Genomic DNA, 26,144 nt, shown 5'->3' with positions numbered 1-26,144 from the left:
GCGATCAGACGTTTGCGCGGCGTGACCCGGCAAGACAGACAAGAACCGGGCGCGCTGGCGGACTTCGCGGCTTGCCGGCTCTCGTACCGCATCGCATGCGTGGCATCGTGCGACTAACGGCAGCCGGCCTCTCTCGCCTCTCGCACACCGTGTTGCAGCCATAGTTGGCCGTCGCTGGGCCGCGCTTTGCCGCGTCCGCAGCACGGTCGCCCGTAGTCGTAACGAAACCGCTTGTACATGCGGTCCAATGTGTAGCTAAGGAGAAACTATGAAATCGGTCGGTTATCTGAAAACGCTGGGCTCAGTCGTGGCGATGGTGGTGGCGTGCAATGTGTACGCTCAGGCAAGCGATGCAACGGCGACGGGCACGACCGCAGCGCCGGCTGCAAGCGCCAAGGCCGGCAAGAAGGCCAATAGCCAACTGGGTCGCAAGGTGCGTAGCGCGCTGTCCAAGACGCAAGGCATCGACGTCTCGAACATCGCCGTGCGTGCTCGCGGCGGTGCGGTGACGCTGACGGGCTCGGTGCCTGACCAAGGCCAGATCGACGCTGCCGGTCAAGCGGCCAAGGGCGTCGCCGGCGTGACGTCGGTGACGAACAAGCTGACCGTTGTTCAGCAGTAAAACGGCAGTAGTGAGCAGGCCGCGATAAGCGGCCTGCCATCAAGCGGCTTGCAACAGCGCGTGAGGCGCCGGCAGGCGCTCAGGGCTGCATCGGAAGGTGCGTGTGATTCGATATCGCTATGCGCCATCGTGATGCATGCCCGCGCAAGGGTTCCGGCGAATAGCCAGAGCCCTTTTTTTTCGCTTTATTTTTCGTGGCGGCGATTTTTGAAGCGATGATGATGGCTCAGACCCATTCCGGGCTGAACCCCAGCACCGCAAGGGTCCGTTTGTACGCTGTGACACACAATTGACGCGCCGCGAAGCGTACTGTGATGCAAGTGGAACCGGAGTCAACGCCATGGAAACCACGCTTTTGCGCTATACCGATTTGCCGATCGGCGATCGGGCGGCTTTCGAACTGGTGTGCGCGCGGCACGGTTTTGCGCCGGCGCATTTCGACATCAGCGCCTGCCCGGACCCGGGCGACGCCGCGCGAGAGCGCCTCGTCACGATTCGGCGCGGCGGCTGGGCGCAGTGCTATCACGACCATGACGGTCAATGGGTCAGACAGTTCGAGGCCGATTTGACCTGCAGATTTTTCAAATAGAGACGGCCTGGGTGCGCTGGGGGGGTGCCAGCGCTTAAAGCCAGCGTCTAAGGCCAACGCCAAAGGCAGGCACTTCAAGCCGCCTATCAGGGCCGCCTATCAGCGCCGCCTGTCAGGACCCCCGCTTCATGCCAGCACGAGGCGCACGCCGACCAGCGTGAGCGTAGCGGCGAGCACATTGCGCAGTAGCGCGTCCGGCGCGCGCGACGACAGATAACTGCCAATCGCAATGCCCGGCAATGACCCCACCAGTAGCGACAGCAGCATCGACCAGTCGACCGACCCGAGCAGCCAGTGACCCGCGCCCGCCAGCAGCGTGAGCGGCACCGCATGCGCGATATCGGAGCCGACGATGCGCGTAGTCGGCAGTAATGGATACAGCAGCAACAACACCGTCACGCCGATGGCGCCCGCACCCACCGACGTCAGCGACACCAGCACGCCCAGCACCGCGCCGGTCAGCATGGTGAGTGCGAGCGTGCGCCCTTGCCTGGGAGCGCGCTGACGGCGCGCACCGAGCGCCGCGAGTTGCGGGCGGAATATGAGCGCCACGGCTGTCACCAGCAGGGCGGCGCCGAGCACGATCTGGATCAGTCTGCTCGTGCCAGGGGTGTCCATCCCGTAACGATGCAGCAGGATCAAGGTGATGGTCGCCGCCGGTATGCTGCCGGCCGCGAGGCGCAGGGTGATCTGCCAGTCGACGGAGCCTTTCAGGCCGTGCACCAGCGTGCCGGTCGCCTTGGTGGCGGCCGCGTACAGCAGATCGGTGCCGACCGCGGTGGCCGGATGCACGTTGAACAGCAGAACCAGGATCGGCGTCATCAGCGAGCCGCCGCCGACGCCCGTCAGTCCGACCAGAAAGCCGACGAACAGGCCGGAGACGGAGTACAGCAGATCGACGTGGGGAAGAGCCATTGAGCAGACCGCTGACGGTCGGGTGGGTTGGACATGTTAGGCGGCAAGGCCGGCGCGCGCTTGCCTTCGGGCGTCGGCGAATGTCGACGACAGGCCCGTGGCGGCACGGCGAAAGCCGCTATTGTCGCAAAACTGCCGAGCTTGCGTACGCAAGCATCTGAATCCCACTCAAAGCGCGCGGCGAATCTCGACGATGCCGAAGGCCGCCAGCGTGATTCCGACGATCCGGTCGATCGCCACGCGCAGCTTGTTGCCGATCGCATGACGCGCGAGCGACACAACGGTGACGAGAAAACACCACCACGCGATCGAACCGCAAAACACGCCGCCGACAGTGGTCAACGCGATGCTCGATGAAAACGCGCCACGCGGCGCGAGCGTCGTGAACAGCGCGGCGAACATGATGACGGTTTGCGGGTTGGTCAACGTGAGCAGCAACGAACTCGCATACGCGCGCAGCGCGCCGGCGCGGCCCACCTGTGCGAGCTTGCCGTCGCCGTTGCCGTTTGCTGCGTCGGCGGGCGGTTTCTGCAACAGCGTACGCACGCCGAGATAAAGCAGAAACAGACCGGCGATCAGATGCAAGGGCCGGTCGTAGGCGAGCATGAATTGCGAAATGCCGACCAGGCCGAGTGCCGCGATCAGACCGTAGAACGCATCGCCGCTCGCGATGCCGAACCCGATCGCGAGTCCCGCGCGCGGACCGCCGGTCAGCGTGCGGCGGATGCACAGCATGCCCATCGGTCCAACCGGCGCGGCAATTGCGAGGCCGACACCCGCTGAGGTGACGAAGAGACTGGTGGTGGACATGGGAAAGCCTTTATCGGTTGTTCTGCTTCGTGGATCGTCGCGCGTGCTGTGCTTTTCGCATGCTTGCCGGCGGCGTCAGGCCGACGCGCCCTCAAGCATAGCCAGACCGAAAATCGCGGGCAAGGCTGCGAAGATCAGGCAGTGCAACCTGGCACCGCTGCAAACTACGCTGTTCGGCGCATGATCGATCTTCGCAACTCAGCGCGCGACCGACGGAGCAAGCCAGCGTGCCGACCGTGGATACCCTGGGACGGACTCGGCCGCCGCTTTCCTCGGGCATAATTTTCCCACTTCAAACACCCGAGGCACGCCCGTTCATGTGGCAAATCGATCAGGTGACGTTGCGCTTGTTCATCGCTGTCTGCGAAGAAGGCACGATCGCGCGCGCGGCTGAACGCGAGTTCATCGCACCGTCCGCGGTCAGCAAGCGGCTCGCGGATCTCGAAGCACTGGTCGACGTCGCGCTGCTCTCGCGCAGCCAGCGCGGCGTGCGCGCCACCGCGGCCGGCGAGGCGCTGCTCAGGCACGCGCGGCTCATCATGCGCGGCCACGAACGTTTGCAGGCGGAGCTCAGCGAATACGCGGCGGGCGCACGCGGTCATGTACGGGTGTTGGCGAATGTGTCGTCGATGGTCGAGTTTTTGCCCGAGGCGTTGTCGGTATTTCTGAAGGCCAATCCGCAGATTCGTATCGATGTCGAGGAGCGCGTGAGCGCCGAGATCGTGCGCGGTCTGGAAGAGGGCGTGGCCGATCTCGGCATCTGCCGCGATGTGGTGTCGATGGGCAGTCTCGATGTGCTGCAGTATCGCTCCGATCATCTCGCGCTGATTGTGCCGCGCGATCATCCACTGGCCGGTGAGGCCGCTATCGGCTTCGATCAGACCCTGGCGTTCGATCATCTCGGGCTCGCATCGAACGCGTCGGTGAACGCGCTCATGCAGCGTATTGCGATGGAAAAAGGTAGCGAGCTCAACTATCGGACCTACGTATCGACCTTCGATGCCGCCTATCGGTTTATCCAGGCAGGCCTTGCCGTCGCGATCCTGCCGAGCGAGGCGCTGCCCAGGCATGCTGCTGACGAGTACGGTATCGTCGCCGTGCCGTTGAGCGAAGCATGGGCAGAACGGCGCTTTGTGATCTGCATGCGCGACCGCAATGCGCTGACGCTGACGGCATCGCATTTACTCGACCATTTGCTGCGCTCGGTCTGAGCGCCTGCTGCGGTTTGCCTTTTGAGCGCAGCCTGGGCGCCCACTGAATGCGCTGCTGAGCGTTCTTCCAGCGCCCCTTCCAAAGCCGACCTGACGTTCCCCGCCGTTCTCTGCACGCTTTCACAACGTCCTTTTCACATCCTCTGATAAGCCCTTAAGGGTTTTCCCTTTGCGACGGCGCATGCCTGTCCCGCATGCCTCTGCCGCCATCGCGAGCGGCGATGGAGTGCGTCGTCAACGCAGACTTTGCCGCGCGATCGCGCGCGGGCACGCTGTCACTCAACTGCTTCATTCCCCGCATTCCACGCAAGATTCAAGACCGGGATTCAAGACCATGAGTGACACCCAGGAACGCGTCATCGTGACCGAAGTCGGCATGCGCGACGGCCTGCAAAGCATTGCTCGCACGATGCCCACCGAGTTCAAACGGCGCTGGATCGACGCCGCATATGCTGCCGGCGTGCGGCATATGGAAGTCGCGTCGTTCGTGCCGGCGAAGCTGCTGCCGCAAATGGCCGACGCCGACGAAGTGATCGCCCACGCGCTCACCTACGACGATCTCATCGTGACGGCATTGGTGCCGAACCTGAAGGGCGCGCAACGTGCGCTCGACTCTGGCGTGCATCGGATCGTCGCGCCGATTTCGGTGAGCACGGCGCATAGCCTTGCCAATGTTCGCAAGACACCTGCCGAGATGATCGAGGCATTTACCGCGATGCGCGAGCTGATCGATAGCACTGCTGGTGCAAACGCGCGGCGCGTGGAATTGATTGCCGGATTGTCGACGGTGTTCGGCTGCACGCTGCAAGGCGCGGTGCCTTACGCCGACATCGCTGCGATTGCGCGCGCCGCGTTGCAGGCGGGCGCCGATGTCATCGCGCTCGCCGACACCACCGGTGAAGCGACGCCGCGCCACGTCGGCGAAATCATCGAACTGGTGCGGAAGGTCGCGGGCAGCAAGCTGCGCTCGCTGCATTTCCACGACACGCGCGGCCTCGGTCTCGCCAACACGCTGATCGCGCTGCAACACGGCATCCGCGAATTCGACGCGTCGCTGGCAGGCCTCGGCGGCTGTCCGCATGCGCCGGGCGCGACCGGCAACGTGAACACGGAGGACCTCGTGTTCATGCTCGACAGTATGGGTTACGACACCGGCATCGACCTCACCCGACTCATCGCCTCGCGCGACGTCCTCGCGGACGGCTTGCCCGGCGAACCGCTATACGGCTATCTGGCGCGTGCCGGTTTGCCGAAGCAGTTCAGTACCGCTGCTCAACGTTTTGAATCTTCCGAATCACAGGTGCTGCAATGAATCCGGTTTCTTCTACTTCTGCTTCCGCTTCTTCCGCTTCATTTGCGCTTGCATCCTCAGCGGAGCAGCAGGGCGCGTTACCGCTTGCGGGCATCCGCGTGATCGAGTTGTCGCATATGGTGATGGGGCCGACCTGCGGGATGATTCTCGGCGACCTCGGCGCCGAAGTCATCAAGGTCGAACCGCCGCGTGGCGACGGTACGCGCCGTTTGCTCGGCACCGGTGCGGGTTTTTTCCGTACCTTCAATCGCAACAAGAAGAGTGTCGCGCTCGACCTCGATAGCGAAGCGGGACTGGCCGCACTGCACAAGCTGGTCGATACCGCGGATGTCTTCGTCGAGAACTTCAAGCCGGGCCGCATGGCGAGCCTGGGTCTCGATTATGCGTCGCTGCGCGAACGCAATCCCAAGCTGATCTACGTCTCGCATAAGGGCTTTCTGAACGGTCCGTACGAACACCGCCTTGCGCTCGACGAAGTCGTGCAGATGATGGCCGGCCTCGCGTACATGACCGGACCGGTAGGCCGTCCGTTGCGTGCGGGCAGTTCGGTCAACGACATCATGGGCGGCATGTTCGGCGCGATCGGCGTGCTTGCCGCATTGCACGAACGGCATGCGAGCGGGCGCGGCAAGGAAGTGCAGAGCGCGTTGTTCGAAAACTGCGTGCTGCTCTCCGCGCAACACATGCAGCAGTTCGCCGCGACCGGCGTGCCCGCTGCGCCGATGCCCGAGCGCATCAGCGCATGGGCCGTCTACGACGTGTTCACGCTTGCCAACGACGAGCAGATGTTTATCGCCGCGACCGGCGACGGTCAGTGGCGCGCGCTGTGCGCGATTCTTGGCCGCGCGGATCTGCTGGCCGATCCGCGCCTCGCGACCAACAACGATCGCGTGCTGGCGCGCGAGTGGTTGCTGAAGACGCTTGGCGAAACCTTGAGCCGCTTCGAAGGCGCGGCGCTCGTGCCGCTGTTCGAACGCGACCACATTCCGTTCGCGTCGATCACGAAACCCGAAGAGCTGTTCGACGATCCGCATCTGAATGAGAGCGGCGGCCTTGCACGATTGACCCTGGATGACGGAAGCGAAACCGCGATGCCCTTGCTGCCGATTTCGATGGACGGCGCTCGCCTGCAACCGCGCCAGCCGATCGCGAAGATCGGCGAGCACACCGCCGAAGTGCTGCGTGGGTTGGGCTACGACGACGCGCAGATCGCGGCGTTGGGCGGCGGCGTGGCACAGTCACCGCGGGAAGCTGCGTGAGGGTAGTCAATCAATCTTATCCGGCGTCAGACCGGAATTTATGGAGACAGACGATGAAATCGTCGAATCATGTGGTGTATGCGACAGCGGTCGGCGATGCCGGTGCGCTTGGTGGTGTGCCTTCGGGCGCCGATGCATCGGCAGGCGCCCGAGCTGATGAAATAGCGCTGGAGGGCGCGCGTATTTCCGCGCGACTCGATCGCTTGCCCGCCACGCGCTCGATCTGGCAACTGGTGGTGCTGCTGAGCCTCGGCCTGTTCTTCGAACTGTACGACCTGATGTTCTCCGGCTATATTGCGCCGGGCCTCGTGCGCAGCGGTATTCTCACCGCGACGACGCATGGTCTGTTCGGCACCAGCGGCGTGGCGAGTTTCATCGCGGCGTTATTCGCGGGCCTCTTTATCGGCACGGCGGCATGCGGTTTTCTCGCCGACCGATTCGGGCGGCGCGCGATCTTCACATGGTCGCTGCTGTGGTACACCGCGGCCAACATCATCATGGCGTTCCAGGACACGGCGCTTGGGCTCAATCTCTGGCGCTTCATTGCGGGGATCGGTATCGGCGTGGAGATCGTAACGATCGGCACGTACATCTCCGAGCTCGTGCCGAAGCATGTACGGGGCCGCGCATCGGCCTTTTCGCAGGCAGTCGGTTTCTGCGCGGTGCCGATTGTCGCGTTTCTATCGTATTTGCTGGTGCCGCACCGTTACTTCGGTCTCGATGGCTGGCGCCTGGTCGTGCTGACCGGCGTAACGGGCGCGATCGTGGTGTGGTGGATTCGTCTGCGTTTGCCGGAGAGTCCACGCTGGCTCGCACAGAAAGGCCGTATCGAGGAAGCCGACGCGGTGATGAAGCGACTCGAAGCGCGCGTAGAACGAGAATATGGACGGCCTTTGCCGGAGCCGGCGTCGCCAGAACCGGTGCGCGCGCGTGCGGCGTTTCGCGATCTTCTGGTGCCGCCGTATCGCAAGCGCACGCTGATGCTGATCATTTTCCACGTGTTCCAGACGATGGGTTATTACGGCTTCGCGAACTGGATCCCGACGTTGCTGATCAGGCAGGGCATTACCGTCACGACAAGTTTGATGTACGCGAGCATCATTGCGATTGCGGCGCCCCTTGGACCGTTGCTGGGGATGCTGATCGCCGACCGCTTCGAGCGTAAAACGGTGATTATCTGCATGGCGGCGGTGAACGTGGTGTGCGGATTGCTGTTCAGCCAGGCGCGGGAAACGGTGTTGCTCGTGAGCCTGGGTGTGTGCCTTGTACTAGCGGGCAACATTATTTCGTATAGCTATCACGCATATCAGGCGGAGCTATTTCCGACCAGCATTCGGGCGAGGGCAGTAGGGTTTGTTTATTCGTGGAGCCGGCTTTCGGCGATGTTTTCCGCGTTTGTGATTGCGGGATGTTTGAGCCGCTTCGGCGTGAACGGGGTGTTTGTGTTTATTTCAGGCGCGATGATGGTGGTGATGCTGGCTATCGGGACGCTTGGGCCGAAGACGCGCGGTGTCGCGTTGGAGGATATTTCGAGGTAATGCTTTGCGGATGGGTGATGCCCGCCTGGCGGGGCGGGCTTGTTCGTTTAGTGTTTCTTTTGTGTCGCCGATGCACTCGGTGCTACGCGAATCGGCGGCGCGCCAGACGGTGAAGTGGCCGGTTTCAGTTTCTTCTCCTGTTTCGGTTTCTTCGCTTCGCGGTTACTGCGTACTTGACCTTTTGCCATGATGGACCCCCCAGTTGGCGTTGTCGCTCCGTAAGGGAGCAGTGGAGTAGTGTGCGCTGATTTTCTGGTTTATGGGCGGGTTTTTGTTTGTTGCGTACGCGGCGTTTGTTCGTCCGGATAAGTATGGGGTGAACTGCACTCCCGGTTGGATCGCTGTCCAGCTTCTTGGGGTGCAGTTCATTTTATCGGCGCCCTTTTTCTTTGCTGCGGCGTACAACCCAATCAAATAGAGCGGCTTTTACTACGCCGCCAGGTCTCCGACGGCAACTCCCCAAACTGCCCGCGATACTCGTTCGAGAAATTCCCAAAATGCCAGAACCCCCATCGCGTGGCGACTTCGGTTACCGAAGCGGAGCCTCGCAATTCACGCCGCACATGATCGAGCCGGACGGCACGTATATACGCTGAAGGATTCACCCCAAGCGTGTCCTCAAACGCATATTGCAAAGTTCGCCGGCTCGCGCGAAACCGCGCACACAACTCGGCCACGGACAGTGGGCAATCCGGCGATTTTTCCACCAGCTCGCGAACGCCGCGCACGAGTTGCCAGTTCCGCGCGGTACGCGCTTCGACATTCCCATGCGGATCCGCATCCTGCATGTCCGGCAATACCTCGGCGAGTCCGAAGATCACGGATTTCTCAAACGACGCCGCCACACCCGCGTCATCGAGCAAAGTTGGTGTGGCAGCCACCGCATCGAGCAAATGTTTCAGTACCTCTCGAAAGCCCTGCAATCTCGCAGGGTCAACATTCAATACGCCGGGCTTCGCGCCCAGTAGCGATCTAATTCCATCGAGCTGCGAGCGCACCCGTTCATCGCTAATCGCAGCAGGCTCTATCTCCAGATTCACCACCACGTGCTTGTCGGGCGATAAAAATTCGAATCCGCCATCGCCGGAAAACACATGCAGACCGTCACGATGACTCGTCTGTCCGCACAGCAGCGCATGCCCTTCGAGTTGAAATGGAATGCCCACCGCCAGCTTGGATAGCGCCACCTGGCCGCGTTGATAGACCGTGCGGTTCAGGCGCTCCACCAACACGCGCACGCCGCCCGCAAAAAACGAACTCACCGAGCCGTCGAAGGCGCCGCGCGAAATCTGGCAATAGCTCTGGTTCCACGCGTCGAGCAACATCGCCTGCTCGTCGATGTTCCGGCAAGAGTGAGTCTCGACGGCGCTGCTTGTCTGATTGGCCGGCTGCATAGCTTCTCCCGATTCGGTTGGCGCTCCCCGAAAGCCTCGTGCGGATCAGTGTATGCGAAAAAAAATTTATGTCGCAGTGTTGGAGCGACCCATCTGGGACACACATGCGGCTTTCTGGCCCGTGTCCGCACAGATCGCGAACACGACGGCTGCCAGATACGGCAAGCATTCAGGCCCAGGTGTAATGCATTTGTCAGCATGCCGGATTTTTACGGGACTTTTACGTTTTTGCCAATTTTGGATAGCCGCCGCTTTTTGCCGCCCCTACTTTGTGCACAACGCAACGTATTGCACTGGACACTGGAACGGGAGTCACGCATGAGCAGATCGGCAGGCAGGCTGGAAGGCAAGATCGCAATCGTGTCGGGCGGCGCGACCGGCGCGGGCGGCGCGGCGTCGCTGCTATTCGCTCAGGAAGGCGCGCAGGTCGCCGTGGTCGATATCAATACCGATGCGGGTGAGGAAGTCGTGACGCGAATCCGCGCGGCAGGCGGCACGGCCGAACTGTTTGCCGCCGATGTGTCGAAGCGCGAGGCCGTGGACGCCGCCGTGGCGAACATCATCGCTCGATTTGGGCGCATCGACGTGTTGTTTAACCACGCCGGCAGCATCGTCGTAAAGCCGTTTATCGATACCACCGACGAAGACTACGACTGGCTCATGAATGTCAACGTGAAAAGCATGTTCATGATGACGCGCGCCGTGCTGCCGCACATGCTCGCCGCGGGTGGCGGTTCGATTGTGTGCACCGCGTCGATTTCCTCTGTGGCGGCTACGCCGCTCGAAGTGCTGTACTGCACGACCAAAGGCGCGTGCGCGATGTTCGCGCGTTCGATTGCCGTCGAGTATCGCGACCGTGGCATTCGCTGCAATGCCGTGTGCCCTGGTTTCATCGATACGCCGCATGGGCGCCGTGAAATCAATGCGCTCGCGAAGTATGGCTTCGATGCAAGCGAGGCGGCGCTGTCGGTGCAGCAAGGCCGTCTCTGCGCGCCGGAGGAAGTCGCGCGCGCCGCGCTCTTTCTCGCCAGCGACGACGCCAGTTTCGTCAACGGTGCACACCTGTACGTCGACAACTGCTTTACGGCTGCGTGAGCCGGTCCTCAGTCGCGCGGTCACGCCTCTGCAACGCTTAGCCGCTTCGTCATAACCCTGTTCAAAGGATCGTGTCATGGACATCAACACGGCCGTGCCGTCAGCGGACCCCGCCGACAACGACGTCAAGCTGTTGCACAAGATGGGCTATGCGCAAGAACTGTCCCGGCGCATGGGGGCGTTCTCGAACTTCGCGGTGTCGTTCTCGCTGATCTGCATTCTGTCGGGCGGCATCACGTCGTTTCAGATGGGCTTGTCGGCAGCAGGCGGCGCATCGATCGGACTCGGCTGGCCGCTCGGTTCGCTGTTCGCGCTAGTTGTGGCGGCGGCGATGGCGCAGATCGCTTCGTCGTATCCGACGGCCGGTGGTCTTTATCACTGGAGCTCGATTCTCGGCGGAAAAATGTGGGGCTGGCTGACCGCATGGCTGAATCTGCTCGGCCTTGTGTTCGTCGTCGCCGCGATCAATTACGGGACCTATGATCCGTTCTTTCGCACGCTGATCGCACCGATGTTCGGTGTGAGTCCCGATTCGCTCGGCTGGTGGCAGCAGACGCTCTTTCTGACGGTGATCACCGCTTCGCAAGCGTTTCTGAATCACCGCGGCATTCGCATCACCAGCAAGATTACGGATCTGTCGGGTTATCTGATCTTTGTGGTGACGATCATGCTGGTGGTGTCCCTGCTGGTGTATTCGCCAGTCAAGATCGATCTGTCGCGGCTCTATACCTTCACCAACTTCACGGGCGTCGATGGCGGCGCGTGGCCGAAGCAAACCATCGCGATGGCATTTCTGTCCGGCTTGTTGCTGACCGCTTACACGATCACGGGCTTCGACGCTTCCGCGCATACCTCGGAGGAGACGCATCAGGCGGCGCGCAATGTGCCGCGCGGCATTGTCGGCTCCGTGTTCTGGTCGACCACGTTCGGCTACGTGATGGTGTGTGCATTCGTGCTGGTGATGCCGGATATCGGCGCGGGCGTGAAGCAGGGCACCGGGTTCTTCGAAGCGATTCTTGCGCCGATTCCGGGACCGCTGCGCATCCTGATCGAATTGCTGATGTTCTTCATCAACTACGTATGCGGTCTCGCAGCCGTCACATCGACCTCGCGCATGATGTTCGCCTTTGCCCGCGACGGCGGCTTGCCGGGCTCGAAGTGGCTGCGCAAAGTGAATGCGGCACACCGCACGCCGGGCGCCGCGATCTGGACCTCGGCTGTGCTGGCGATCGTGGTGACGTTGTATGGCGATGCGTTCACGGTGCTGAGCGCGGGTAGCGCAGTGTTCCTGTTCATTTCATACGCCATGCCGATTGCGGCCGGAATTTTTGCCGAAGGTCGCACGTGGAAAGAAAAGGGGCCGTTCCAGTTAGGCATGCTGTCGAAGCCGTTCGCGGTGGCGGCGGTGTTCGGCGCACTCGTGCTCGCCTATGTCGGCATGCAGCCGCCGAATCAGAAAGTGGTGTACGTAATCGTCGGTTTGCTCGCGGTGTTGCTGGCGATCTGGTACGGCGCGGGCGTACGCAAGAGTTTTGCGGGTCCGCCGATCGGCAAGGTGTCGAAGGAGCGAGAACAGGAACTGAGTGGAATGGAGGGGCAGTTGGGGGAAAGCTGAGTCTCTGCGACTGTGCGACCGGTTGCCGCCACTTATGTTCATGTCTGAAAAAAACGTCAGCCGGCCCTGGAGCCGGCTGACGTTTTTACATCTACCGCGTGACGTGGCGTTCGTCAGTGAGTCAGTTAGATACCGGTGTATCCCACCGGCACCGTCGCGTTACCCTTGGCGACCGACGCGTTGTTCGACACCACATACACCGGCGATTCAGTCAGGTTGAGCGTCAGCATACCGTTGGTGTAGTTCGCGCTCGACGCATTGCCCATCATGTCGATAACCTTCACGGTGCCGCTTGTGCCCGGCGCATCCACCGTGAGGCTATACTGCACGCTATAGGTCGAGCTGAAGCCGACGCTCGCGTCCCACACGCTGTTGTTGTGCGCCCACAGCGCGGTGATCACGGCGCCATTGCCTACCTGCTGGAATGCGTAGGCATAGATGCCAGTCGGCGTGCCGTTCACCGGTCCGAGCGTATGGGTGCCGTCAAGCGTGTGCGTCATCGCACTGATCGCCATGGCAACCGGCTTCGGGCTGATGTTCGTCGCACCGAATGCGCCTTGCGCATCGCTCAGGTCGAAGAACGTGCCGTAGCCGACTTCGCCCGGATAGTCCGCGCCGTAGAACACGTAGGTCTGATCCGCGCCTTCGCCGAGCGTGATGATGTGCATGCGCGCCGCGACCGCAGCTTGCGCATACAGCACGTTCGCGGTCGGGTAGTTCGGACCATACGAGGTGCCGAGGTCGTAGCTGATGCCGGCTTCGGTCGAAAACAGCTTCATGCCCGGACGGTAATCGGTGGCCATTTCCGCGCGCAGATCGCGCATCTGGCCGCGCAACGAACCGTCGGTGGTCGACGGGTCGCTGTCGTAGCGCTCCGGCGGATGCGACGGCGACGTGCCCGCGTCGTAGTAACCATGCGTGGAGACAGCGTCGATGTATTGGCCGAAGCCGAGCGGCGCGAGGCGCTTCAGACGCGTCGTGGTCAGGCTCGGGAACGCATCGGTCGGGCCCATCACCACCGCATTCGGGTCAGTCGAGTGGATGCCTTGATAGACAGACTTATACAGCGCGATGAAGTTGGCGTCGGTGTCGGTCCAGAACTCGTTGGGCTCCCACGTCACCTGATAGTAGTTCGCCGACTGCGTCGGGAAGTACGCGGCGCGAATCGCATTCGATTCCGTGCCGACGCGGCTCATGTAGTTCTGGTAATACGAAAGATTGGTCGGCACGCGCGTGTCGTCCTGGAACGCACCGGTACTGCTCGCCCAGGCAGGGATGCCGTCGAGACGGATCAGGCGCATCACGTTGCCGCTCTTGTAGAACGGATCGAGATTGTTTGCCGAGGGACTGAACGTGTTCGCTCCGTTCGGTTCCATCGTCGAGAGCTGGCGGTCGTCGATCGTCGACGAGATGCCCAGATCCGCAAGCAGCGGACCGTTATCGTTCGCGCCCTGCATGCCGAAGCGGTGCTGTTCCTGATGCGCATAGGTGACCGCGGGAATGACGGCCGACAGGTTCGGCGTCACGCCGAAGGTCGCGATGCCGACGGGGCGCGTGCCCGCTTGCGGCAACTGGCCACCGTTCTGCGCAAGCGTGCCCGTCGCGGCGAAATAGCCGGCGAGCGTCGACGTGCAGTTGAGCGTGATGGTCTTCGAACCACTCGGTACGGCCGTGCTGCCGCTCGCCGCTACTCTGCCGAAGGTGTCCGTGACGGCCCAGTTCAGCGTGTCGGCGTTCGGCACATTGGTGGTGAAGGCGAGTTGGAATGCGCTGCCGGCGGCGAAGATGCGTGTGCCGTCCGAGCCGGGTGTGTCGGCGGAAATCGTGGCGCTGCCCGAGCCTGCCGAGATGGCTGGCGATGCACAGCTGAGTGCCGCGACGGCATTGCCTGCGCCGTTCACCGTGGCGGCGGCGCCGGTGCTGCTGTTTCCCGCCGCAGTCGAGTTGGACGAACTGGCGGCTCCGTTGGCCTGGGTTGCTGCGGTGCTGCTGGAGCTACCACCGCCGCCGCCGCAACCTGCTAGTGCCAGAGAAAGTGTCGAGAGTACGAGTAGTTGCGATTTCATCAATCTGTAATCAATGCGTTAGCTGAACATTCGCCCACCTCTTCGCGCAAAGCGCGTCCGGGGGCGGAACGAACATCCGGGTTCAATTGCAAGCCCGCCGATGAGTGAGGCATCGGCACTGGCCGTCCTGTGTGCGCAACGGATGCGTTACGCGAGGGTGATGCCTTCCCAGGTTGTCGGCCCCAAACTCATTTCTCTGCAGAGAAATTCATGTCATGCGAACCCTGCCGCTCGTATTGGCGGGTTGGCGGAATCGAACGACCGGGGAACGTACGACGAAAAAACCAGAATTTCGGGGAACAGCGCAGGTCACATCGCAATACATCGGTTCATGGCGTAAGCGAATGAACTATTTGCTGTTCTGTAAGTAAAGCAGGTTCAAATGGGAAGAATCGACCGTCACCATACGCATTAGTATGTTTAAAAGAAGTAACGAGTCGTTACGTATGAACAATAGTGCAGTACTAATTGCATTGATCACATCAAAGCATAGGTATGGTGAGACCAGTCTTTATCCGCCAAACAGAAATGGGGTCGAAAATATTTGTAGTGGATGCCTAACTATACGAATCGGTGTAAACCGCAGCGTAATGGGCGATAGCGCTCATTTCATAGCCGATGGAGCCTTGGAGATGGCGGAAAAGTGCTGGGCCTTCGGTGTAAGGTTTCCTCGCGATAGTGACTTCGCGGCGGAACTGTCGCTGTTTTACGGAGACGAGGCGGTGCCCCGCGAAAGGGGCGCGCCAGATTGACGATGAGGAGGCGCCGAGTTTTTTGGGGCCGGTACTTGCTGGTCGGAATGTTGATCCGCTGCGCAAAAAAGGCGGTTGTCCAGAGAGATAAATCGTGAGAATTCTTCAGTTGGTTCACGCACCGCGACTATCCGGGGCTGAGGTACTTGTAAAGGGGCTCGCGATTCATCATCAGCGCGGCGGCCATGAGGTCTGCATTGCATCGCTGCTTCCGCAGCAGGACGATTTTCTCGACATTCGCGCTGAGCTTCGGGCCGCGGGCGTCACCTGCCTGTTCCCGGACGCCCACTACGGCAGGGTGGGCAAACTGCTGCACTTGTATCGCGTGGTACGTCAGTTCCGTCCCGACTTCATCGTGGCGCATGCCACGCTCGCCGCACTCTATGTGCGTCTTCTGCCCGTGCATACGCCGATCGCCTGGGTGATGCACTCCGGCGTCAACGACTTTGAGAACGGCGCGCTCAAGCAGGCCGAGCGTCTGCTGTCCAGGCGGGCGAGAGCGATCATCGGCGTGTCGCAGCAAAATATCGACGACTACCTGCGAGAGATCGGCAAACATCCGGCTATGGTCGTGATCCCGAATGGCGTGGACGCGTCGCTGTTCGCGGAAGACAACGGCCCGTCGGCACCGGATATCGAAGTGCCTACGAAGCAGATTGTTCAGCTAGGCCGTTATATAGAAGGGAAAAGCCAGTTGGACACGGTCCGCGCGTTCGAGCGTGTCGTGCAGAGCGAGCCCGAGGCGCGTTTGCTGCTGTGCGGGGTCGTCGAAGACATTCCCTATCACGAGGCGGTGCTGTCGCTCGTCCATCAGCTTGGGTTGGACAGCCGCGTGACGGTATGCGGCCCGCGCTCGGATGTCGCCGCGATCCTTCGTTCCTCGCGCGTCTTTGCCATGCCCTCGCGATTCGAAGCGCAGAGCATCGGTTTTCTGGAGGCGCTTGCCTCGGGTATTCCTGTCGTGGCGAGCCGGATTCCGTCGTTCGGTTTTGCCAGTGGATTTGCCGGCGTCAATCTCGTCGATACGGCCGATCCTGAGGCCTATGGCCGCGCGTTGCTCGGGGCGCTCGACATGCCACGTGCGAGCCGGCAACTGGCAGGATATACGCTGCATGACACGGCAGATCGTTATATGACGATCGCGCGGCAGTTCGTCCGGCCGATGCAGGTTTCAGCATGAACTGCGTCGGATCGACCGGCTCGCGCTACTGCGCCAATCGGTCGATTCGCAGTGTCTCGGAGAACAGCCCGGGCAGCTCACCGAGATCCTGAGCGGCGCCCAGGGAGAAATTGTCACCTACCGGGTAGCGTGTCAGTGCCGGTGCGCCGCCAGTGAAATAGAAATCGCCGAGCGTCGCGTCGGTTCTTCGATAAAGCGCGAGCGCCGCATTGCGCTTGTCACGCACGAACGCAGGGAAAACATCCGACCACGACATACCGTGCAATGTCGCCGCATGGACCGGTACACTCGCCGCGTCGGTCGTGTCGAGCGTGGCAATGTCGATGGCTGCGTCCTCGTTCGTTCCGTCGAGATGCGGTGTTAAAAGAATCAGCGTATTGCTCGCGTTGCCGCGCACGGCCCCCACCGTCACTTTGACGAAATCGGGCAGGAAACTCGCTGGCAATAGTTTGCGTTCGCCGATGCTCATGCGCGTGCCGTCGTTGGCGATTTGCGTGAGCGCGAGCCGACCGTCCGCGCCATCCATCGCGACCAGTGACGCGCGTGATCCTGGCACCTGGACGGGCAGAAGATTTGCGTTTTGCCGCAGGGTTTTTGCCTGTGCCATGAGCGTCGGCGCTGAGCCCAATGAGCCAGATGTGCCAGATGTGCCCGATGAGCCGGTGGAAGACGCTATCCAGAGGTCGAGCCCGCTATCGGTTCGCTTCTGCGCGATCAGCACGCTGGCGCGGCTCGTTCCGCCAAAATCCGCTGCCACGTATTGCTGCGTCAACTCGGGCTTGAACGCGCTGCTGGTCTGAAGCCAGAGACGTGGCGTTTCGAAGTGATCGCCTGTACTGCGAAGCAACCAGAACGCCGTGCCGCCGCGGCGTGCGGTGATTACCATCAAGTCCGCTTTGCCGTCACCGTCGAAGTCGCCGAGCAGGAAGCGTGCGCTGTCGAAGCACAGCTTGTCATTCGCGCAACTCGGCACCGTGGCGCGAGGATCAAATGGGACGATGCTCGCGTACCAAAGCGCAGGACGCGACGCTTTCACGAGCGACGCCGCATACACATTGAATCCAGGCCCGTCGTGTTGTCGCTGCACATAGACCGCGGCTTGCTCGCCCGTCCCGTCGATGTCGCCAACCATTGCAGTAGCGAGTCGAAGATCGGTTGCCTGGGTGTGTTGCGTAGTCGCCCAACGGTAGCGTGTGGTGAGCTGCGTGCAGCCGCGCATGGTGAGCTTGCCGTCGTTTTCGCCGAGACAGTGCCGCAGCGGCGTATAGATGAGGCCGAAGTCCCACGGGGTCCAGCGTTGCGCCATGTCCCATTGATCGCAGGTCTCGGAGGTCAGATAGCCGTCGCGCTCCGCGATGCATTGCGAAGTTGCGACGCTGACAAGTGCGGCGTTGCGCGTATTACCCGGATAGACGGTCAGCGGGTCCCAGCGCCACTGTTGCGCGGATGAGCCCGTGCACGCGGCAAGTGTCGGCGTCTGGTCGCTGCCCGCGGAAGTCAGACAGCGGCTCGTCGCCGTATTGAATAGCTGAATGGGACGCGACTTGAAATCCGCGACGCGGTGGTCGCTGCGATCGGCAAATGCATAGCGGCGCGCAACCCAATTGCCATCCCACTGAAACTCGCCGAATACATGCGCAAACTCATTGCCGTCGACGGAAAAATAGCTGGCGACGATATCTCGCTTGCGCTGAACTTCAGCCGCCGGAACGTTGCTGGGCCAGTCGCCGGTCGGATAGGTGATGTGGTATTCGATCGGCACGCTCTTGTTCAGCGTCTGGACGACGTGGCGCGTGATGCGCGCGGCGTAGATGTGATCGGGATGCTCGAGAAATGGCACAGTGTCCGGATTAAGCGTGTAGATTTGCGAGGCTTCGGTGAGTATCGCTTTCAGCGTAGCCGACAATGCGGCCCGATCGTATTGCACGCGCACTGAGCCGTCGGCGTTCATCGGATAGGTGGAGAGCGTGGCGTGCTGTTCCCACAGGAGGCCGAGCGGTACACGGCCACCGCGCACGGCGCCGCCGGGCAGCCGGAGCTCGAGGAGACGAACCTGTGGCTTTGCCTTCAGCACCATCTGATGCACGAGCTTGCCGGCGATCGGAATATTCGTTTCGGTCCATTCGTCAGGCACCCCCGCCATGCGCGCATAAGCGAGCCGCGAAGCCCGCTCGCGGGTCTGCACGTAAGCGAAATCCGCACCGTTGGCGCCGCCGATCAGATGTACGGTAGTGATGCACCAGCCGGCGTCGAGCCGCTCGCTGATGGCGGGGTCCACGAAGAGCAGATCGTCGTCGAGGTGAGCGACGACCGTGACCAGCGTACCGGCGCCACAATCCGCCGCTCGCGCCGAACCGGAAAGGAGAGCGAAGAAAAGTAGCGCTAGAAAGGTAATGGATGAATCGCGAACAAGCCTGGCTGCCGATGATCGCATGTTGATTCGAACCCTGACGATGAGCTCGATCATACTGTACCGGCGTGGTCCGCCACGTTGGCGAACTCACAGTAGGCGTCACTTTTGCGTGCCGGCAGCGGGGCATGCAGGCGCCGGAGCTGTTGGCGCTAACGGCAGTCCTGGCACTAACGCTGAAGCTCGCCCTAGCGGAAATAAGCCTTGGTGTTCTCGTGAACATCGGCGCGCGCGAGCAGCGCCGAAGGTGCGAGCCAGACATATTCGCTGTGCTGATCGAGCCGGCCGACTGAGACGGTGCTGGTGAACTGCAGCGCGTAGGCGAGCACGATGTAGTGCGTCGACACGTCAGGTTCGGCGGCGAAGTTGTCTTTGTAGTGATGCTCGAATATACCTTCGAAGCGTGCGGCCGAGCGCGTTAGCCTCGCGATGCCCAATTCGGCGTCGGCAATGCGTGCGAACGCGGCGTCGAGTGTTTCGTCTTTATGAATGCGCCCGCCAGGAACGAACCATGTGCCGCGAGCGGGGCGATTGCGACGATGGCCGATCAATACGCGGCCCTCGGCATCGCTGACGATCAGATCGATCGCGACCAGCGGCGTCAGACGCACCACGTCCAGGAAATCGATCTCGGTCAGCATGTCATCTCCTGCGGGGCGTGCGCCGGGTCGGCGTGGGTGATCGTGAGATGTGTCTGAAGGCGCTAATAGTCGTGATGGTGCTCATCGTCCCGGGTGAGGCGCTCAGAGACAGACGCTAGCAGCAGTGCGACCAGAATCGCGCCGAGCGTGGCGAAGAGAAACGCGCCGACCATCGCGGCTAGCACCAGCATCGTCCATGCGAGGCCGCTCATTTCTCGGCTCCAGCGCGTTGATATGCACGCGAACCAGCACCCGCCTGGATTCTACGTGCGCAAACAAGGTGCTGCCCTGTCACATCACGCCGAAGTATCGGCACATCGCGACAGCGAGCGGTGTCTATCGAAAGAAGCGCTCGCGGCGGCCATTACGCGCACCGTCCACGGCAAATCTAGCGAGGAACGTAACCCTCCGGGGTCGCGACCGCATCCTTGAACACGCCTGCGTTAGAGGAGACGACATAGATCGGCGTCGGAGACAGCTTGAGGCTCGCCACACCGTCGCGATACGGCAGGGTCGATGGGTTGCCCATCATGTCGAACACCATGACTTCGCCCGACGTGCCGGGCGCATCGACCCGCAGACGATAGTCCGCGCTTTGGCTTGCGCTGAACCCCGTTTTGGCGTTCCATGCGTCGTTATCATGCGTCCACAGCGCGGTCACGATCTTGCCGCCGCCGAGCCGGCGGAATGCGTACGCGTAGACGCCTTTGGGCATTCCCTTGAGTGGCCCGAGCGTATCCGTTCCGTCGATGATCCGCGTCATCGCCGCCACGGCGAGCGCGGCAGGTTTGGGGCTGATGCGAGCGGGGCCGTAGGCGCCGTCCGGATGATCGAGTTCGAAGAAGAGACCGTAGCCGGGCGCGGCGTCCGGCATGTCAGCGAGGTAGAACACGTAGGTCATGTCCGCGCCTTCGCCGAGCAGGATGAGATGCGTGCGCGCGACGACGGCGGCTTGCGCATACAGCACATTCGCACCCGGATAATTCTTGCCGTACGCCTGACCGATGTCGTAGCTGATACCGGTTTCGGTGATGAACAGCGGCGCGCCGGGTTTCAGGTACTGATGCATCTCATGGCGCAGCGCCCGCATCGCGGCAGGTAGCGCGCCTGGCACGGTGCCAGCATTCCCTGGGTCGGCGACGCGCTCGGGGGGATGCGACGGTGTCGTGCCGATGTCGTAATAACCGTGAATGGTCATGCCGTCCATATAGTGGCCGATGCCGAGCGGACCGAGACGGCGCATCCATATGACGTTGGCCTGCACCGACGCGTACGTCACACCCATCACCACGGCATGCGGGTCCGTATGATGAATACCTTCCCACACGGCCTTATACATCGCGATGAAATTCGCGTCGGAGTCACGCCAGGGCAGTCCGCCATCGGCGTCAGGTTCCCATGTCACCTGATAGTAGTTGTCGCGCTGTTTGGGGAAGTAGGTCATCCGCGTGCGGTTGGACTCGGTGCCGACTTTGGCCATGTAGTCTTTCATTTGCGCGAGCGAGGTTGGTGCATAGCTGTGCGTCTCCTTGCCGGTCGGGCTGGCCCACTGAGGAATGCCGTCGAGCTGGATCAAACGCATGATGTCGCCGCGCCGGAAGTAAGGGAGCAACTGCTTGCTCGCGGGATCGAACGTGCCCGCGTTTTTCGGCTCTTCCATGTACCAGTTGCGATTGTCGTTGGCCCACGAAAGGCCAAGCGCCGTATAGACCGGCCGGTAGCCGTCGCCGTCGCAGCAATGCTGCCCGGGCGCAAGATAGGCGGTGCCCTGTCCGCCGAATCGATGCAGATCTTCGTAGGGAAAGCGTACCGCTGGCAAAGCAGCGGAAGTGTCGGGCAGTACACCGAATGTGGCGATGCCGGCAGGACGTGTACCGCGCGATTCGAGTTGACCATGTGCGCGTTCCAGCGAAGCGGAGACGGCGAAGTAGCCGGCAACGCTCGACGCGCAACTGAGGGCCGATAGCGTGGCGCCCGCCGCAACGGGGAAGTGGCCGCTGGCGCGCACGGCATTCCAGCTATCGCGGATCTGCCAGTTGAGCGTGTCGTTTTGCGTCGGACGTGTTGTGAAGACGAGCGCGAACGGTTTGTCCGCTGCGAACAGGCGCGTACCGTCGCTCGGCGTGTCCGCTTCCAGCAGATCGCCGTTTGCGGCCGCGCGCACCTGTGAAGAGGGCGCGGCGCAGCGCAGGCCCTGCCCGGGCGGCGCCTTCAATGCAGTGGGCGCGGTGGCTGCCAATTCCGGCGCGGTGTCTTGGTTCGCCGAGGCAGCCGGGGGCGCCTTCGCCGGCACGCCCGCATCGGCTGCGGTGATCGCGGTGACCGCAACCGCGCAGCGCTTCTCCACCCCAGGTGCCGGATCGCCGAACACACCGTTATTGCAATCGGCACTGTTCGAGAACGTCTTTACGACATGCTGCTCTGCCGTGCCGTACAGCACGTCACGAGTGCCGCTGAAGCGGCACGTGCCGTATTCCGCTGCGCAGGGTGTCCACTTTCTGCCGTCGACCGTTAGGTCGGCACTGCTCGCGCTATCAGAGCCACCTGACGCCCCCGCCGCGCTGCACGGCGAAGCCACGAATCCTATCAGGATAAATGCCGCCGTCGAGGCAGCGGCGCACAGCACTAATCCGTGAACGGTAAAGGTGCTGGCGAGTGTTCGCAGCGTGCGATATTCCCGACCATTCGACATGTGTTCCCCGTGTCGTCCGACGTACATGTTCCAGCGGCAACGCGTCGCTGAATTGCTAGTTGACCAGGCCAGACCCGCCTCAGGCTACCTCGTATCGCAATCTGTTGCGGAAACCGCATAGGCTATTTCCGCAATTCGATGGCGGAATCGCACCGGCTCTCATCCGACAGAATCCGCCGTTGGCCCGTCTATTGCCGGGTGAGCTAAAAGTGTCCTATTGCTGTGTTTCACGTTTGAAACATTAATCGTCCTGTTTATATTCTTGCGATCCAATAACAACGAATTAAATAATTTTGCTACGCGCGAAAGTGATTATATTGGAGACTGCTTTTCGTATCCCGGCTCGCCGGATATATCGTCAGAAGAAAGTCCCGTTGGAATCCGTTAGAACAATGGCTGGTGCAGTAAGGCGGCTGCCCTCATTCTGGCAACGTGACAGGAGGAAGTCACTTCAAATCCGCAGAACGGCGGACGGATCAAATTACAACTCCAGCATTTCCAGTGGCGGTTGTATGTGGGCCAACACACAAAAAAATCGTATTAATCCGTATTGAAATTCGCGGAATGTAAATTCATTCATATGCAGAATCGGTATTTAGTTCATTGAAAAAATAGTAATGGAACAATTGTTCCGCAAATAACTGGCTGGCCACCATATCGAAACGCCAACATGTCTGCACTTTCGGTCATGGCGGCTAAATGCTTGATTGCGGATGGCTATGATGCGCTGCACAGAGCATTCCACTGTGTGGGCGTTCAAGGTTTAAAAGTAGATCCGTTTTCTGGTGAGAGAGAGAGGATGACTATGACCTGCGCGAGTCTCGAGTCTGCAATGTTGCGCTGGGTGCACGCACCGAATAAGGGAATGCGGCGCATCGCAATACTGATGTTCAACGACTGCTCGCTGCAGGGCGCGGGCGTGGTTGCCGAGGTGTTCCAGGCTGCGAACGAAATGGCATCGTCCGGCTCGGGCGGCTGGTTGTATGACGTTTCTTTCCTGTCCGCCGACGGCGGCATGGTGACCTCGTCATCGGCGCTGCGGGTCTGGACAGACGGACTTGACGCGCGCCATTACGGCGGTTTCGACGCGTTGTATGTCGCCGGTGGTAAAGGCGCGTTCGCCGCATCCGGAGACGAGCGGCTGATCGCCTGGTTACGGCGCGTTCGCCGCAATACAGGCATGATCCGGCCGATCTCGGAAGGGCGCGCGCTGCTCGAGGCGGCCTATGTGCCGGATGGCAAGGAAGGCGGCGAATTCCGCCAGCAGCAGTCGATGCCGTCGCGCCAGACCGAGCAGAATGGCGACGCGGGCGACCGGCTTGAATCGATGAGAAGCGCGCTCGCCATGATCAAGCGCGATCTCGGCGGTGCGGCCGCTCGCACGGTGGCCGAGCGCCTGCTCGCGGATTCGTGCTCGAACCTCGCGCCGCTGCTTGGCGAAGACGGCGGTTTGAGCCCTGGCGACAAAGTGCGCGCGGCGGCTCGCTGGCTGCAAGAGAATTGCCAGCAGTCGATTTCGATCGCCGACGCCGCTCAGTTCGCCGCGATGAGCGAGCGCAACTTCCTGCGCCGCTTCAAGATGGAAATGGGTATCACGCCCTCGAGTTTCCTGTTGCATGAGCGCCTCGCGGTGACCTGCAGCCTGCTGACCGAGTCGGAGTTGCCGGTGGACAAGATTGCCCGGCGCACCGGCATGGGCAACGGTGACCGTCTCGCGAAGGTCTTCCGCAAGCGCATGAGAATTTCCCCCACTGAGTTCCGGATCCAAAGCCGCCGTATGGTCGGCGGATAGCGTACATGCCGCGAGCCGGCTGAGCGCGCTCGCCACGCAATATTTTCGTGCAGTACTTCGGTAAGTATTTCTTCGACTTCATAAAACTGTAAGGAATGCGAATATGTTGACCAAGGAAACTGTGAGCGCTGCATCGGTGAACCCGGACGGCGCGACTGCCGGGATAGCCGGTGCGCATTGCGCGCGCATCGTCCCGGTCATTCTTGCCGGTGGCTCGGGCACGCGGCTATGGCCGGTGTCGCGTGAAAACTATCCCAAGCAACTGATCGACGTCGTCGGCTCCGACTCGCTGCTGCAGGCGACCGCGCGGCGTATGGACGGCTTCCCTGCCGGCTGGAACGTGGACGTGTCGCCGATCGTCGTATGCGGCGAAGAACACCGGTTTGTGATTGCCGAGCAGCTTCTTGAAAACGGCGTGGACGCGCGTCTGATCGTCGAGCCTGCGCGACGGGATACTGCGCCGGCGTTGACGCTCGCGGCATCGCTCGCGTGCGCGAACGGCGACGACCCGATTCTCGTCGTGATGCCGGCCGACCATTCGATCGCGGATGTGCCCGCGCTGCAAGGCGCGCTGGACCGTGCCGCGAGATACGCCGAACGGGGCTCGATCGCCACGCTGGGCGTGCCGCCCACGCGCCCCGATACGGGCTTCGGTTATATCCACATCGGCGGCCAATTGTCTGATGGTGGCCATGCGATCGACGGCTTCGTCGAGAAGCCTGCCGAGGAAATCGCCGCGCAGTACGTCGCGGCGGGCACGTACTGGTGGAACGCCGGGATCTTTGTCGTGCGGGCGCGCGTGTGGCTCGATACGCTGAAGCGTCTGCAGCCCGAGATGCACGCGGCCTGCGAACGCGCGTTCGTGAATGGCTGCTCCGAAGGCGTGTGTTTCCGTCCGCTGGTGGACGCTTTCCTGAGTTCGCCCGCTGACTCGATCGACTATGCGGTGATGGAGCGTCTTACTGACGCGGGCAACGTTGACGCGGGAAACGTGGGTGACGGGAGTGACGTGAGCGCCACGGGCGAGACACCCGCGACCCCCGGCACGGACCCGCAAGTGGCCGGTGCGAATCCGTCCGGCGTTGTCGTGCGACTCGATGCGGGTTGGTCGGATCTCGGTTCCTGGGACGCCGTCTGGGCTGCGATGGAGAAGGACGCCAACGGCAACGCCGGGCGCGGCCGCGTGACCTTCGAAGGCGCGGTGTCGAGCTACGCGCATTCCGAAGGCCGGCTCGTCGCCTGTGTCGGCACGACCAACGTGGTGGTGGTCGAAACGGCCGACGCCGTGCTGGTGGTCGACCGTTCGCACGTGCAGGACGTCAAGGGTCTGGTGTCGCGGATCAAGGCGCAGCACGCCCCCGAGGCCGATGCACATCGCAAGGTGCGCCGCCCGTGGGGTTTCTACGATTCCATCGACCGCGGCGAACGCTTCCAGGTGAAGCGCATCGTCGTCACGCCGGGCGCGAAACTCTCGCTGCAACTGCATCACCACCGTGCCGAACACTGGGTCGTCGTGCGCGGCACGGCACTCGTCACGCGCGGCGAAGAGCAGTTCCTGCTCAGCGAAAACGAATCGACCTACATCCCGCTCGGCACACGTCACCGGCTCGAAAACCCCGGGAAAGTGCCGCTCGAAATCATTGAAATCCAGTCAGGCACCTATCTCGGTGAAGACGACATTGTGAGGTTCAACGACAACTACGGACGCTGCTCCTAACCGCGCGTCCGGAATCATTTGCGGAAAAAGAACGAACGGCAAGAACGAGGTAAGCAAAATGCGCAAATTTCAGGATTTGCTCGCGCGAGTTTTCGATGTCGCGTTAGTGCTCGCGGGGGCGGCGGTGGCGTCGCAGATCCGCTTCGATTACCTCGCTCAATCCGGGTTCTATTGGGCGCTCGTGATGTTTTCCGCCGCCTTCGCGCTGGCCATCTTTCCAGCGTTCGGCGTTTACGAATCATGGCGAGGCCGCTCCAAGCTCTCGCTGGCCGGGCAGGTGTCGCTCGCGTGGCTGATGGTGCAGGGCAGTGCGCTTGTACTGATGTATTCGCTGCACCGCATCGACTTCGTGTCGCGGCTGTGGTTCTCGTACTGGACCGCGGTGACGGGCGGCCTGCTGATCGCTTACCGGCTGATCACGCATGCGGTGCTCGCGCGGGCGCGCAGTGCTGGCCTGAATCTGCATCAGGTCGCGATCGTCGGCAGCGGCTCGCAATGCGACGCGATCATCCGCCGGATCGATTCGGCGCCCGG

At 61.8% G+C, this 26,144-nt stretch carries 19 protein-coding genes and 1 pseudogene; 12 read left to right on the top strand and 8 right to left on the bottom strand.

The genetic code is table 11. From position 1 onward, the window contains the following. Positions 1-268: 268 nt before the first annotated feature. Positions 269-622, top strand: coding sequence for a BON domain-containing protein (locus tag VFE81_RS03970; protein WP_325043346.1), 354 nt, complete (start codon positions 269-271; stop codon positions 620-622). Between the two features lie 340 nt (positions 623-962). Then, a complete protein-coding gene (locus VFE81_RS03965) occupies positions 963-1,211 on the top strand; it encodes a hypothetical protein (protein WP_325043345.1) in 249 nt (82 codons plus the stop codon). 126 nt (positions 1,212-1,337) lie between these two features. Here VFE81_RS03965 and VFE81_RS03960 read toward each other — a convergent pair whose 3' ends face one another. Together VFE81_RS03960 and VFE81_RS03955 are read right to left on the bottom strand one after the other, a co-directional pair. Next, positions 1,338-2,126, bottom strand: coding sequence for a sulfite exporter TauE/SafE family protein (locus VFE81_RS03960; RefSeq protein ID WP_325043344.1), 789 nt, complete (start codon positions 2,124-2,126; stop codon positions 1,338-1,340). A 168-nt stretch (positions 2,127-2,294) separates the two neighbouring features. Continuing rightward, on the bottom strand, positions 2,295-2,936 hold the full coding sequence (locus VFE81_RS03955) for a LysE family translocator (protein WP_325043343.1): 642 nt from the start codon (positions 2,934-2,936) through the stop codon (positions 2,295-2,297). A 317-nt stretch (positions 2,937-3,253) separates the two neighbouring features. Here VFE81_RS03955 and VFE81_RS03950 point away from each other — a divergent pair, with 317 nt between their 5' ends. The 4 genes from VFE81_RS03950 to VFE81_RS03935 all read left to right on the top strand — a co-directional run bounded on the left by VFE81_RS03950 (position 3,254) and on the right by VFE81_RS03935 (position 8,256). Next, positions 3,254-4,147: a LysR substrate-binding domain-containing protein gene (locus tag VFE81_RS03950; RefSeq protein ID WP_325043342.1), complete on the top strand. Its 894-nt coding sequence runs from the start codon at positions 3,254-3,256 to the stop codon at positions 4,145-4,147. A gap of 334 nt (positions 4,148-4,481) precedes the next feature. After that, positions 4,482-5,459 (top strand): hydroxymethylglutaryl-CoA lyase, encoded by a 978-nt coding sequence (locus VFE81_RS03945; RefSeq protein ID WP_325043341.1) that lies wholly within the window; start codon positions 4,482-4,484, stop codon positions 5,457-5,459. Next, on the top strand, positions 5,456-6,718 hold the full coding sequence (locus VFE81_RS03940) for a CaiB/BaiF CoA-transferase family protein (protein ID WP_325043340.1): 1,263 nt from the start codon (positions 5,456-5,458) through the stop codon (positions 6,716-6,718). Before VFE81_RS03945 ends, VFE81_RS03940 begins: the two co-directional genes overlap by 4 nt. 53 nt (positions 6,719-6,771) lie before the next feature. After that, entirely contained in the window at positions 6,772-8,256 is a 1,485-nt protein-coding gene (locus tag VFE81_RS03935; protein ID WP_325043339.1) for an MFS transporter, read from the top strand. A 410-nt stretch (positions 8,257-8,666) separates the two neighbouring features. Here VFE81_RS03935 and VFE81_RS03930 read toward each other — a convergent pair whose 3' ends face one another. Next, a complete protein-coding gene (locus VFE81_RS03930) occupies positions 8,667-9,650 on the bottom strand; it encodes a helix-turn-helix domain-containing protein (RefSeq protein WP_325043338.1) in 984 nt (327 codons plus the stop codon). A gap of 318 nt (positions 9,651-9,968) precedes the next feature. Here VFE81_RS03930 and VFE81_RS03925 point away from each other — a divergent pair, with 318 nt between their 5' ends. Further along, a complete protein-coding gene (locus VFE81_RS03925) occupies positions 9,969-10,745 on the top strand; it encodes an SDR family oxidoreductase (RefSeq protein ID WP_325043337.1) in 777 nt (258 codons plus the stop codon). A gap of 76 nt (positions 10,746-10,821) precedes the next feature. Beyond that, complete coding sequence (locus tag VFE81_RS03920; protein ID WP_325043336.1) at positions 10,822-12,360, top strand: amino acid permease; 1,539 nt, start codon at positions 10,822-10,824, stop codon at positions 12,358-12,360. 125 nt (positions 12,361-12,485) lie between these two features. Here the strand turns inward: VFE81_RS03920 and VFE81_RS03915 are convergent, their stop codons facing one another. Next, on the bottom strand, positions 12,486-14,426 hold the full coding sequence (locus VFE81_RS03915) for a hypothetical protein (protein WP_325043335.1): 1,941 nt from the start codon (positions 14,424-14,426) through the stop codon (positions 12,486-12,488). Between the two features lie 846 nt (positions 14,427-15,272). Here VFE81_RS03915 and VFE81_RS03910 point away from each other — a divergent pair. Continuing rightward, positions 15,273-16,358, top strand: coding sequence for a glycosyltransferase family 4 protein (locus VFE81_RS03910; protein WP_325043334.1), 1,086 nt, complete (start codon positions 15,273-15,275; stop codon positions 16,356-16,358). A 25-nt stretch (positions 16,359-16,383) separates the two neighbouring features. Here the strand turns inward: VFE81_RS03910 and VFE81_RS03905 are convergent, their stop codons facing one another. The 4 genes from VFE81_RS03905 to VFE81_RS03890 form a co-directional block, all read right to left on the bottom strand. Then, positions 16,384-18,792: an RICIN domain-containing protein gene (locus VFE81_RS03905; protein ID WP_325043333.1), complete on the bottom strand. Its 2,409-nt coding sequence runs from the start codon at positions 18,790-18,792 to the stop codon at positions 16,384-16,386. Between the two features lie 164 nt (positions 18,793-18,956). After that, positions 18,957-19,409 carry a GDP-mannose mannosyl hydrolase gene (locus tag VFE81_RS03900; protein WP_325043332.1) on the bottom strand — a complete coding sequence of 151 codons (453 nt, stop codon included), beginning with the start codon at positions 19,407-19,409 and terminating at the stop codon, positions 18,957-18,959. Between the two features lie 62 nt (positions 19,410-19,471). Beyond that, a complete protein-coding gene (locus VFE81_RS03895; RefSeq protein WP_325043331.1) occupies positions 19,472-19,621 on the bottom strand; it encodes a hypothetical protein in 150 nt (49 codons plus the stop codon). A gap of 176 nt (positions 19,622-19,797) precedes the next feature. Next, the gene (locus tag VFE81_RS03890) at positions 19,798-22,101 is read right to left on the bottom strand and encodes a hypothetical protein (RefSeq protein ID WP_325043330.1); all 2,304 of its coding nucleotides are present in this window, start codon (positions 22,099-22,101) and stop codon (positions 19,798-19,800) included. Positions 22,102-22,906: 805 nt separating this feature from the next. Here VFE81_RS03890 and VFE81_RS03885 point away from each other — a divergent pair. The 3 genes and pseudogenes from VFE81_RS03885 to VFE81_RS03875 all read left to right on the top strand — a co-directional run. Then, the gene (locus VFE81_RS03885; protein WP_325043356.1) at positions 22,907-23,893 is read left to right on the top strand and encodes a GlxA family transcriptional regulator; all 987 of its coding nucleotides are present in this window, start codon (positions 22,907-22,909) and stop codon (positions 23,891-23,893) included. A gap of 103 nt (positions 23,894-23,996) precedes the next feature. Continuing rightward, the gene (locus VFE81_RS03880; protein WP_325043329.1) at positions 23,997-25,610 is read left to right on the top strand and encodes a sugar phosphate nucleotidyltransferase; all 1,614 of its coding nucleotides are present in this window, start codon (positions 23,997-23,999) and stop codon (positions 25,608-25,610) included. A 58-nt stretch (positions 25,611-25,668) separates the two neighbouring features. Continuing rightward, positions 25,669-26,144: pseudogene (locus tag VFE81_RS03875) on the top strand (undecaprenyl-phosphate glucose phosphotransferase); the annotation flags it as partial.

The sequence above is a fragment of the Paraburkholderia sp. genome, from assembly GCF_035656215.1.
Lineage (GTDB): Bacteria > Pseudomonadota > Gammaproteobacteria > Burkholderiales > Burkholderiaceae > Paraburkholderia.
The sequence above is the reverse complement of the archived record's forward strand: the minus strand, read 5'-3'. Positions and strand labels throughout refer to the sequence as shown.